Here is a 12,565-nt window from a genome sequence, read left to right as displayed (position 1 = left end):
GTCCCAGTGTGGCCGATCACCCTCTCAGGTCGGCTACGCATCGTCGCCTTGGTAGGCCGTTACCCCACCAACTAGCTAATGCGCCGCAGGCCCATCTGCAAGTGACAGCTTGCGCCGTCTTTCCCGATTCCCTCATGCGGGGGAACCGCGTATCCGGTATTAGCATCCGTTTCCGGATGTTATCCCAGTCTTGCAGGCAGGTTGCCTACGTGTTACTCACCCGTCCGCCGCTAGTTTTCAAAGGTGCAAGCACCTTTGAAAACCCGCTCGACTTGCATGTATTAGGCACGCCGCCAGCGTTCGTCCTGAGCCAGGATCAAACTCTCCATTAAAGTTGAGTCTAACTTGCTCATTCTGTATTGCTTATCCATCATCCCATTAAATGAATGACAGGGCAGTTCGCTCGTTGTTCAGTTTTCAAAGAACAATAATTGACAAGCTTGTAAGTTATCTTGTCTATTTGTCGACCGTCTTTTCAGCGGCGACTTTTATAATATATCATATCGCCTATCTTCAATGCAAGCATTTTTTTGAGAAGCAAGTTAGCAACCTCGATTGCCGTGTTCTCAAACTTGCTGTGCCTCAGAAGCGGCGAAAGTTAATTTATCATAAAGCTAAATATAAAGTCAAGGGCTGTGCCGACTTTTTTTCACAATAGTCGACCAGCCCTTACTTTTCACCAAGTTATTGTCTTCTATGCACCTGAACGGCCTGAAACACACTGCCCAGTATTCGTAACGGCACTTCCGCCGTTTTTACTACACCATTCTGGTATATTACCGTGAACTTAACTGTGTGCTGTCCTTTTGGCAGCCCACTATCCAGCGAACTCCATAAAGGATTAAACATTTTCCCGGTAAACTGTATAGCGGTAGATTGATTAAGGATTACCTGTGTCCGCAGCCTCTTGTTATCCAGCGATAATGCGTCCAGCTCTGCGGTGAGCTCCTTAACCGGAGCCGGAGAGGTAGCTGCCCTTAGTATTAACTCCTCGCCTGCGTAAAAATCCTTCGGATGGCTCAGCACTTCATGGCCCGCTTTCTCATGATAGTCGTACCACTTGTCCGTATGCAGGACATCTCCTGTTATCGTCAATGGAAAAACGATAATTCGTTTGTCCGCCGATCCTTCGGCTTTCCCATCGGAGCAGGTAAGCTTCACATGATAGGTTCCGGGAGACACTCTGTCAAACGAGGGATCCTTAAGCGTAGATGTTATCCGGGTACCATCGGGCCGGGTGATCTGCCACAGATAAGTCAGGACATCGCCGTCTGGATCAGTGGACCTGTTAATAAGCTGGAGTCTATCCCCCTCATATACCGGCTTAGGTTCCCAGTCAAAATCTGCAGCAGGCGGACGGTTCGTCTCAATATAAAAGAACTTGGGCGCACTCCATTCTCCCCAGTCGTAGCCATCATTTACGCGAACCTGCACATACATTCGTACATGCTCAGGTAACGCTGCAGAGGCCTTCCAAGACGTAGCCGCCCCGTTCATAATTGGAGATTCTAACTGCAAAACCCCTCCATAGCGGTAAATTCGCAGCTGATACTGCTTCTGGCTGTCATTGTCTGCATCCGAATAACTCCATTCAAACGTCGGTCGCAGATCTAGATCAATAAATTTCGTAGGGTTATTCTGATCCGCACTGGCCGGCACACGGATATTCGCACCAGGTATCCGGTTATGAATTGTAATCGTTCGGCTAAATTCTGCAGTAGCGCCCTCTGAATCCTCAACAACTTGGCGTATTGTAAAGGTCCCAAGTGAGCTAAACGACTTGACCCAGTTAGTCCGGGATGAGTTCTGGAAGCCCTCAGCACCCGATCCGTCTCGGATATAATACCGATGTACCAGGTTCTCCCGGCCGCCGTCCTCAATATCGTACGCTTGAGAGTCAAAGGTAATATCTACGCCGCGAAACGTATTGATGTGGCTTGTTGTAAAGCCCGGTACCGGCGGATTGTTTGGTGCTGCCAACATACCAACGTTAAACGTGACAACGTAATAGTTACTCCATGCCGAATATTCATCACGAACAGCCATCCCGATCTCATACGTACCGATCTCTTGTGGAGAAGCCAGCTTGGTTGCCTGGTAATCACCGCTTGGCGAAATATAATAGAACTTCTTCTCCATTATGCCTTTTGTTGCCCGATAATCAATGCCGGTGTTCTCGGTCGAATAATGGCTGCCATTCTCATATCGGTCCGGATCCCGGCTGTAATCCGTCCATGCGATTTTACCGTCCGGCTGCTGAGCCAATGTAAAATGTGCAATTGGCCGCCGGTGGACTGTAATTCGCTGGATGAATTCATTGGAGTTCTTTCGATACGAGTCAAACAGCATGTCCGGCATTCGATGATTTGGATGCGGATCATCCTTGGCTCTCAGCTTGACCGTGTAATCACCCACCGCATCAAAGGCCAGCTGCTCTGCGTTAAAGATCCTTCCATTCAGTCTCGATACGTCCTGGTTATTAATGAACCGCACGACATGACTGATGCTCCAGGCGAATCCACCAGCTGCAGGATCATTCTCCGGATCCGCGTACCTGATATTGTTGTATTTCACATCAGCCTTCAGCGTATCTTCATTCAGAATGGCATACTGGTTAGACCAATCATTATTTTCTGTTACGAGCTTGTACCGCAGGCTGCTGTACGTCATGAACGACTTGTCCGCAAAGTAGCCGAAACGTCCGCTGCTGTAAGTGGAATCTTCCACTTCAAATAATGGAACGTTATTAAGCTTCACCAGGATCTTATGGCCTGCAAACTTCACCAGGAAGGAGTAAGACTTCTTATCTTCCAACGGGTAGTTAGCCGATCCTAAATCCGTCCTGTGTCCATTCACGTACTTAACAAGCCGAACAGTCTGGCCATTTGTTTCAACAGCATACCGGTTTAGCAGATTGTTGGGCTGGATCCGGAAGGAGAACCCGGTCCATTCTTTGTCATAGTCTACATCTTCCATGCTCATGGAATAGCGCACTTCTGCATTGTCCAAGTTTACATTGGAGTAGAACTGGCCGTTTGTAAACGACTTCACGACAGCTTCCTTAGTACTCGGCTGGCCAACTGATACGCCCATATGCACAACTGCAGTATCGTTTTGGAAGCTTTCATAGCCTTTCCCTATCGTGACATAGACACCATCACCAAAATACTCACCAAAAATCGTAAAATTACTGCAAGGAGCGCCTGCGTTTCCTACAAGATTGTTACCCGAGTAAACAGAATGGCTTCCTCTCCTAACATCCCAACCCCCGCACGCGGCAGAACCATCATCAAATGTAGTGCGGTTTCCTTCAATTGTCGTTGTCCCATTAGCACTGAGATAGCGTTCACCATTCCAACGCATGGTATACTTTAGTCCACCATCAAGCGCTTTGTCTCCATAATGGTAGAGGTCAAGATTATCTTGGGAATTATAATTTGTCTTGATTTCCTTAATTGCTCCTGTGCGCATATCCAATGCTACGACATCTTCAGCTCCTGGAGATGGCATAATATCTCCGGGCCGGACATAGTTCCAATACACCTTAGCTAATGCAGTTCCAGACCCTACATCCAATGCTACCTGAGCATCCGTATCAGTTGCCCCTATGTTACTCCAGAATAAACTACGCCGGAGTGGGCCACTGCGCTTTCCTGGCTTCAGATAGGTCCGCCATGCAAGACTATAATCAGCGTTATATTTGGTAACATTCAGATCGTCATGCTCATGAGTACCATTAGAATAGTACTGGTACGCATAAATGTTTCCTTCCGCATCGACATTGTAGCTTTGTCCGCCGTTAAATACGTAGGACGCAGACGCATGTACATTTTCTTTTTGAGCAGGCCGATTCCAAATAACGTGCCGTACCACTTCAAAATTCATATTCATATCTACCCAATGAATACGCTGTGTACCGTTATTACCGTCAACCCAATACATGGACACAATGTCCCCTTTGGTATGATTGAACCTATAGGCCCAATAAGCATTAGCCAATGTTACGGTTTCAGGTTTATCAAATGTACTTCGAATCTTTTTACCAGTAAATGCGTCCAATACTGCAAACTCATAAAACGTCTGGCTTGGTTCCGGACCGGGTATCGTACCTCTCCAAGCCTCTTGCACAAAGAGATAACGACCATTTACAAGCTCCCAGTTAACAATATTTCTTTCAGAGGACATGTAAGCCGTTCGACCATCTGCCAGGGTCACTTGACGTTGGTTTGGCCAGTAGTGTATAAATTCATACGGACTCTGGCCGCTCTTGTAGTCATACTTTATATACGATGCGTAAGGTTCAAAAACATCATTTAAACCGGACATCTTGGCCGGGTTTAACGCATACAGTTTGTCTCTGTGGTCCGGTTTACCAGATGAATTATAAGTCATACTAGGCTTTTCAAAAAAGATGAGCTTCTTGTTGGAGCGAATTTTGGTTAACTCGCCTCTGTACCAACTCAAAGGAGATTTAGTCGTAGGGTCAATCATCTTTTCTGACTGAACCGATGTCATAGACTCAACTGACCGCCACGGCGATAAGCGATTCGTGCCATATCCATTATTGGTTAATGGAAAAGCCAGCGTAAAGGGACCATTTCCTCCAACTGCTGCCACATCATAGATGTCCTGCTGCTGTGGCCCGAAGTTCCGGCCTTCACCGCTTACCAGGTTGTTTGTTGTCGCGGTCCATAGGTTTGATTTATTGAAGACTTGGCTGTTGCTGTTGGTCACATAGACCGGCCAGCTCATCATATCAGCAGGCTTTATGGTCGTGTATGGATCAAGATCCGGATTCGGGTTAAGTCCTTCCATGCTAAACGACACTTCAGGTGCCTGGTTCACCACATCCATCGTGCGGTTAACTTCGCTGGCATACATCGTATCTGCTGTCTTGCCGCCATCTTCCGTAACCTTCACATAGAAGAGATACTTACCGACCTTCTGGGGTTTGAAGGATAGTTTGGTTAGCTCACCTGGTATTGTAACCCATTGGTCATCGGCAAAACCATTGTTATTCCTATCATATTTATACATATAGTCGGATTTAATAATGGGATCGCCATCAGGACTGTAGGACTTATTCAGAATTTGAGCATTGTCATCACGAATTGCTACGGCTGGTGCTTCAAGCTGTGCGATCGGAGGCAGGTCCGGTTTGACTGTGATATAGCAGTAATCCGGGTACTCTGATTTACGGCCTACACTATCATAGACATTCAAAGTTACCTGAACTGTAATGTTTTTAGTTGTATCATTCTGATACACGGTTTGCTTGTTGGTCCACTCGTCCCTGGAATGATCAATGGTCTTTCCGTAATCAGGGCTGTAGCTTCGACTGGAATCGAATAGACTTGGATCTATGTACCGGCCTGCTTTAATTGTGGCTGGACATCCAGCGATAGGTACCGGCGCTTTGGATCGAACATAGATGGTGGCTGAAGCTGTAGCTGATGCCCCGAATTCATCCCGTATCGTTGCAGAGACGGTATGATAGCCTGGCGTGTCCATCGTGATATTGTATGTGCCCCATTCAGCAACTGTAGCTTTGGATGGTATGGTCTTCACCCAATCGTTTCCTTGGTCAAAGTGCCATGCCGAGAAATAAAGATCGTCTCCGTCTGGGTCGTGTGGAGTCGGTACTGAAGGATCATTGATTACAACTAGGTGCATATTGGTACCTTCCACTACTTCGGTTACCGGTGTTCTTAGATTGTCCGGCCTTACCCACGCTAACTGAAACTCCGGAGGCCTGTTGGTTGGAGCTGTCTTTACGGTTAACGGCTTGTTGTTCAGCCAGTCTGACTCCCCGCAGCTAGTTAAGATTTTTATGCTGACATTATGTACACCGACCCCAATGACCCAAGGGTATGTGCTGTAGGAGTACGATGTGTCGGCTGTTTTGCTGTTCTCCCAAGGAGTTGTAAAGACGCCGCCTCTTTCGATTTTATACCGGTGGCCGATATACTCACAACCATTCAGCTGAAAGTCCTTTGGCCGGATCGTGAATGGTTCCCTGTAGTTAATCGTGCTCGGGATGATATCGAAGTTAGCGGTGAACGAGCTGGCCTTCTGGTAGAAGAATGTGATGTATGCCGTTCGTTTGGAAGCAGTTAAATTGGCCGTAACGGACGTTCCGCTACCTACCGTATTTGAGTAACTGGTGTATGAGATATTGCTGCCGTTGATCGTTCCATAATTGCCATTTGCATGGACGGGATACGGAGCATTCAGCGGCACGGATTGCGATTCTTCAGCCTGCAGCTGATAGATCCCATTAGAACTTGTCCGAACCATATGCCTTATCTTTAGGGTCCCTAATTCGGATCCTGCAGCCGGCTCATAAATCTGGTACAGGTACAAGGTTTTGAAGGAGCCAGTATAAGGGGTACTGATTAGGCCGTTGTACGTCCCGGATGTGTAACTGCCTCCTGAGAAACCAGGATCCGTTCCAGTTGTGGATCTCACGTGTCCAACAAAGGTGTAGCTGGGATTGTCAGGTGGCGTGAATGGATAGGTCTGTCCTACCTCAAGCGCTACCTCCTGATTCGGAAATACATTCGATAAGCTTCTGCCATCTTTGGTGACATGCTTGACGATGGCCTTGCCGACCTTCTTATAGTAATAGTGAACGGCATAGGTATCGAAGTTGCCTGAGTATTCAAACTTCGGCGGAAGTCCTGGAATGATGCTTCCGGATGGAGCTTCACCCGTTGTAGACTTCTTATAGCCTACATACTCATAATCTGTGTGTTCAGGTGGGTCAGCAGGGTACTTTTGTTTAGCCACCATAGGTTCGGACTTATTAGGAAATACACTGCTTAAGCTTGTTTCGTCCTGGAGGAAGTGCTTGCTGTTTATCTGTCCGGCAAGTGTGAATTCGAATAGAACCGGAAAGTAGTAACGCCAAGCTAATACATCTTGGTTACAAGTCGGACACGGATCTCCTTCGATTGAGCTATTTCTAACATCGTAAGGAATAGGAGCATTTAGCTTCGCTGGTAGACCAACCCTAAAATTGATGGCAGTGGTGCCATTACTCGATTTTTCTGAAACTACCGGACTCCCCGTAACTGACCCAAGATGAGCCCGGTAAGTAGTAAAACTTTCAGTGGTTTTACGAGAACCATTAAAATATTCAATATGCTTATCGTTACTGGGGTCAAAGTTAACTACTTTAACATCTTGAATGATTCTTCCCGCTGCAGTGAAGTTATATTTATAAGTAAGCTCATCAGTATTAACAGAATCATTCGGAGATTTTGGACTCCAACCCCCGGATCCCTTCCAGATTTCATATGACATAAAACCCACAGCGTAACGCTTAAGCGGATCACCTTTATCATCTTTATACAATTGAACATGGGAATTGCTAAAAACTGGTGCAGCACTTGCTACCGATATTAATTCTGCAAAAGGTGAAATGATAGGTAACACTAAAGACAGAATTATCAGTAACGATAATATTCTTCTTTTTGGCACGGGGTTCACTCACCTTATTTAAGGTAGTTTTCGACTAAAACTGCTGTTTCTGAATCTTCTTGGAAACCAACATACTCGATCTCTTTTAGCCTAAGATCTTCGTAGTTTTTTATTCCCTGGAGGTGATAATCAAGGTTACTGATTATTCCTGAGTACTCTACACGAACCCCTTTATTATCTTCCCGTGCAACTCGGTATTCACTTCTAATCTTTGTTACTTCTTTTAATTGAAGCAAATAAATGGGCATACCCATTAATCCATTTCTTGATGTTGATATCCTTACAAATTCTTCACCTTTTGTCGGGTGAATTGCTTTATCCATACGATAAAAAGTAATTTCATTAATGATTATTGGGAAATCCCTTTCTTTTAAAATGGTCACTTTTTCATATGGATCCAGGTAAGTATCCAATATAGCTAACTCACCTTGTTTGCCCTTGAAGTATTTCAGGAAAGGCTTGATATCCTGAGCTTTCACCACATCCCCAATCTTCGGTACATCCTTTCTGCCGATCCACACAAACTGGTTCAGCGAATCCCACTCTACCTTCACGCCCAGCCCTTCCGAGATAAAGCGCAGCGGAACCATCGTCCTGCCGTTAACAGCAGATGCTGGCTGTCCAAGCTTCAGCTGCTTGCCGTTTACGGTTGCCGTGCTTGCGCCGATCGTCAGCTTAACCGTCCGGTCTCCTTTTACAATGGTGATGTCCTTCCCCTGAAGCGAAAGCTTTCCGCCAAGGTTGTCCGACACAAACCGAACCGGGACCATAACCGAGCCATTCTTGTTGATTGGCTTCTGATCTGGAAACGTCACCTTCCGGGCGTCGATCAATACTTCCAGCGACAGCTTGTAGTTCATCTTCACCGTTGCTGCCGTGGCCGGCTGCCCCAGTGCGCTCAATCCCATAACCAGTGCCAAACCCATCATTAGCTTCTTTGCGTTCTTCATCACAAAATCCCCTTTGCGGATATAGTCGACAAAATTTTTGTATCTCTTCTATAATACGGTACTTTTTTCCTATACTGCCAGTTAATTTTCCATGACAATTGGGATGTCTCATAAGCGCCAGCGCACAAAAAAACACCCGCCTCGCATGTCGAAAAACATGCATGGGCGGGTGCTTCCCACCGTTCATTCATCTGGATTGATTATACAGCCATTCCCAGATATGCGCAATAGATAGATTTATATCTAGGCTTCCTGTGCTAGAGGAGCATACATAAGCTCGATTGAATCGGTATCACCCGAATCGGGGATGACGGCCACTTCGCGGATAAGACCGCGCTTAACCAGCTTTTGCAGCAGCAGCGCATAGTCCAGCTTGAGCGCCTGCAGGCCGGGATGCTCGGACAGATCCATCACATTCCACGGTTCTTCGCGGCCCTCCATCACTTCAAGCAGCAGGCTGCAGCAGGACTTCATGTTGCTCATCACCTGAAATTCGCAGGCCAGCAGGACGAGATGGACACGCTGCTCCAGCGTTTCTGGACTAACGGTCAATTCATCATACAGCTTGTAGATGCCTGGATTGATTTTCCGGATTTGCGCCCACACCGTCACTTCCGGATGCACGCCCGCTTCAATGAGCGAAATATGCGCCCAGTGATGCAGGGAGTTCAGAATATTGCTGTGCGCGTCAAGGATATTCCCGTCCTGCAGATTCTGCTTCGCCTGGAGATAAGTCCGGAGAAAAGCAGAAAACTCGGCAAGCTTCTTCTGCTTGCGCAGCTCTTCAGGAAATGCAGCCAAGCGCTGCTTCATGTGCGACATGTATTCGCCCTGTTCGAACAAAATTTCACCCCGCAAGAGCCATGGTATTATATTACGGTTCTCATTACCTGTCAGCCAATATTCCAGAATAGCAGGCGCTACGGTACGAATCTGGATTCGCTGACCGTCACTCGTGACATGCTCAATTCCTTGATCATACGGCAGATTATCTCTGACAGCCAGCAGCAGCAGGTCCATACCGTCAATTAGCGGGTTATACGAGAACGGATTGTCCACTGCAAGCAGTCCAAGCAATCCATCCTTCTCGACGAGTCTGTCTATCCTAAGTGTCTTTGTCATCTTCATCACAAATCCCCCATATAGCTTAGTGCCTCTCTTTAAGCTATAATAAATATCTGCGGTATGTAGTAATGTTCGACAACAGGAGGCCGTTTCCTGCTAGCGGATACGACTCTCACAGCTCTTTTTCATGGAAGGATGAAGACTGAATGTTTTTCAAATCGGCCAAAATCAATGAATTCCGTCTCTGGGGACTTGTTTTTACATTACTTGGCATGGGCCTCATGATTGCGGGAACCGCCGGCATCGTGTTCTGGGGCGGACAAGCAGGCAAGATATTCGCTGCTGTCTTCATGGTAATCGGCATGATCGCCATGCTGCTCAGTGTTGGCATTTACTTCTGGGCAGGCATGCTCTCAACAAGCGCCATTATGCTGCAGTGTCCGGAATGCGGGAAGCAGACCAAGATGCTCGGCAAGACCGACCGCTGCATGTTCTGCAGAACGATGCTGACGCTCGATCCGAAGGCCGCCACCGATATGCCCGCTGACCCGGCAGCACCAACACCCGTCAGCATCGTGGATACTGATACAGCTAACCCTCCATCCCAATCACCATCAGGCCGCTAAATCACACGGCTTTTTTATACCAGCCAAAAGAAGAAGCTTCCCGCAAGCTGCAGCTGCCGGGAAGCTTCTTCTTTTGAATATCTACGCACGTATCTATCTATGCGGTTTAAGGCCGCTTATTTAGCCCTTCCTCGATCACCGGCCAAATCGCGGGCTTCTGGAAGCTGCGCTGCCAGCTCGCCACCCCGCCCAGGTCATACTTGCGGACCAGCGCAATCCGGGCTGCCATAGAGGTTTCATCCTCAAGCCAAATCCGGTTCAACGCGCCATCTTCCTTGTACTCGACATAATTCTGCCCGGTTTCCGGCTGAAATACCGGCTTCAGCTTTTTCTCCCGGATCAGCTCTTCTGCCGCCTCCATGCCGATCGCCTTCGAAGTGACCTTCACTGTGCCGTCCTTCTGCTTGGTCTCTGTCCAAACCCGCGTATAGAGCGGCAGACCAAGCAGAAGCTTGCGCGGCGGCACGCCATCCTCCTCCAGGATCCGTGTGACGGACCGCTCGACCCAAGGAAGCGAAGCAACCGAGCCTGCCACCGGGCTGGAGCCCCAGTGCTCGTCATATGCCATCAGCATCATGAAGTCCACCGTTTGGCCGAGTGCCGCGCGGTCCAGGAAGACCGACCACATCTCACTGTTCGACTTCGGGGTCACATCGATGGATACAACCAGATTCTGCTCATGAGCAAGCGGTGTAAACTCACGGACGAACTGGACCAGATTCTCCTTGTCCTTCGTATAGACGTTCTCGAAGTCAATGTTGATGCCCTGCAGGTTATACAGCTTCGCATACGACAGAAGCTGCTTGGCCATACTACTCCTCGTTGTGTAGCTCTGCAGAGCTTCCGTCGTCAGATCCGGGTCAAAGCCGTTGGCAAACAGCCCCCAAACCTGCATTCCGCGATTATGAGCCCAGGCTACATAGTTCTTGTCACCCTTCATCCGAATGGTTCCGTCACCCTTAACCAGCTCCATCCAGGTCGGACTTACCACGTTGACGCCTGGCATATCCGCAATCTTGGAGGTATCCGGCTGCCGGGCGTAGACTGCTTCCCACGTCAGATTAATCTTCTCGCCAAGCACCTTCCAAGCGACAAAAGGCTCCTCTTGTTTTGGCTCCTCGGCCTCTTCAATATCGGTGAAAATAATATCCGACTTATCGGCATAGCCCAAGTGTCCTTCCGGTCCCTGCACGCGGTACCACCCTTCCGCTTCTCCCCAGATCCGCACTCCATCGCCGCCTGTGACCTTCTCCACGATGGGTGCGCGAATCGTCGGCTCTTCCCGGATTGCGGTCACATCATCGAGCACCGCTTGTCCTCTCTGTATGGCCTGACCCGGCATAAGCAGCGTTACGATCCCTGTCACTTCAGCCAGGTCGGCCGTAAGACCCGACAGCTCCTGCACGGGAGTCAGCGGGACATAGACCTGTTCATCCTGCTTTTCCGCCGCAAATGCGAGCTCGAATGGCTTCTGATTGAGAGTTGCCGTCAGAGCCTCCGTCTTCATATGCAGCACTTTATCCTTTGTTGTCATGATGATCGATTCACTGTCTGCTTCATATCGGACGGGCAGCTTATCTGCCAGGACTTCCTGAAGCATCCCCAGCGGAAGCTTAATTTGCTCCCCATCGACAATAGCCTGCCCTTCAATAAGCTCCCCTTGGTAAACCACCGGATTCGTATAACGATAATCGGGCACCTTCATTTCCGTGTTCGGAATGTAATTCAGCCATATCCAGTAGCCTGCCGCCACAGCGGCTGCAATAAACATAACGGTCAGCACAAAACGGACAAAGCCATTTCCCCTTCTCCTGCGCGGCGGCTTGGTCATGCGCGCCTGCATCGTCTCCAATGAATGTTCCTCCCCGCTCTCCCAGATGCTCGCCCTCATCTATAAAAATAAAAACGTACAGCGGCCGGCGGCACATCTTGTCCCGCACCTCTGTACGTATGTTGACGACCGGCCCGGCCGTTTGGTTCTATTATTTACCGGACACCCGTAGCTACTTCAAGCAGCTGCCGCACACGCCGTAAATTTCCATCCTGTGCCCTTCCACAACAAAGCCTGTTTCCTTAGATGCCGCACGTTCCACCTCAAGCAGGGGCGGATACTCAAAGTCCACGATTGATCCGCAGCTTTTGCAGATGGCATGATAATGATCCGATAAATCCGCATCGAACCGGCTGGAAGAATCCCCATAGGTAAGTTCTCTCACCAGACCAGCCTCAACGAACAATCTCAGGTTGTTGTAGATGGTTGCGACGCTCATGCTTGGAAATTGAGGCGACAGCGCCTTGTAAATTTCATCGGCTGTCGGATGAGTCATCGAATCCATGAGATAGGCCAGAATAGCATGACGCTGCGGGGTCATCCGGACGCCAGTCGATTTCAGTTGTTCCAGTGCTGCAGCAACGCTGGTTCCCATTCCCCTCACGCCTTTC

General features: G+C 48.5%; 6 protein-coding genes and 1 rRNA gene. 1 reads left to right on the top strand and 6 read right to left on the bottom strand.

All coding sequences use genetic code 11. The features are described 5' to 3' along the window. The 4 genes from DNH61_RS14405 to DNH61_RS14390 form a co-directional block, all read right to left on the bottom strand. Positions 1–332: ribosomal RNA gene (locus DNH61_RS14405) — 16S ribosomal RNA — on the bottom strand; the annotation flags it as partial. Positions 333–684: 352 nt separating this feature from the next. Then, entirely contained in the window at positions 685–7,482 is a 6,798-nt protein-coding gene (locus tag DNH61_RS14400; protein ID WP_146241023.1) for a glycoside hydrolase family 78 protein, read from the bottom strand. A gap of 14 nt (positions 7,483–7,496) precedes the next feature. After that, positions 7,497–8,432, bottom strand: coding sequence for a copper amine oxidase N-terminal domain-containing protein (locus tag DNH61_RS14395; RefSeq protein ID WP_111147330.1), 936 nt, complete (start codon positions 8,430–8,432; stop codon positions 7,497–7,499). A gap of 243 nt (positions 8,433–8,675) precedes the next feature. Continuing rightward, the gene (locus DNH61_RS14390) at positions 8,676–9,560 is read right to left on the bottom strand and encodes a nucleotidyltransferase-like protein (RefSeq protein ID WP_245948178.1); all 885 of its coding nucleotides are present in this window, start codon (positions 9,558–9,560) and stop codon (positions 8,676–8,678) included. Between the two features lie 143 nt (positions 9,561–9,703). Between DNH61_RS14390 and DNH61_RS14385 the strand changes: the two genes are divergently transcribed. Then, entirely contained in the window at positions 9,704–10,123 is a 420-nt protein-coding gene (locus tag DNH61_RS14385) for a YgzB family protein (RefSeq protein ID WP_111147329.1), read from the top strand. 106 nt (positions 10,124–10,229) lie between these two features. On the opposite strand, the gene DNH61_RS14380 is transcribed toward DNH61_RS14385, so the two are convergent. After that, positions 10,230–11,966, bottom strand: a complete 1,737-nt coding sequence (locus DNH61_RS14380) for a glycosyl hydrolase family 18 protein (RefSeq protein ID WP_111147384.1) — start codon at positions 11,964–11,966, stop codon at positions 10,230–10,232. Between the two features lie 160 nt (positions 11,967–12,126). Next, positions 12,127–12,549 carry a peroxide-responsive transcriptional repressor PerR gene (perR, locus tag DNH61_RS14375; protein ID WP_111147328.1) on the bottom strand — a complete coding sequence of 141 codons (423 nt, stop codon included), beginning with the start codon at positions 12,547–12,549 and terminating at the stop codon, positions 12,127–12,129. Between the last annotated feature and the right edge of the window lie 16 nt (positions 12,550–12,565).

This window comes from Paenibacillus sambharensis (genome assembly GCF_003233845.1).
Taxonomy (GTDB): Bacteria; Bacillota; Bacilli; order Paenibacillales; family Paenibacillaceae; genus Paenibacillus_I; species Paenibacillus_I sambharensis.
Note: the sequence above shows the minus strand (reverse complement) of the source record. Positions and strands in the feature narration are given on the sequence as shown.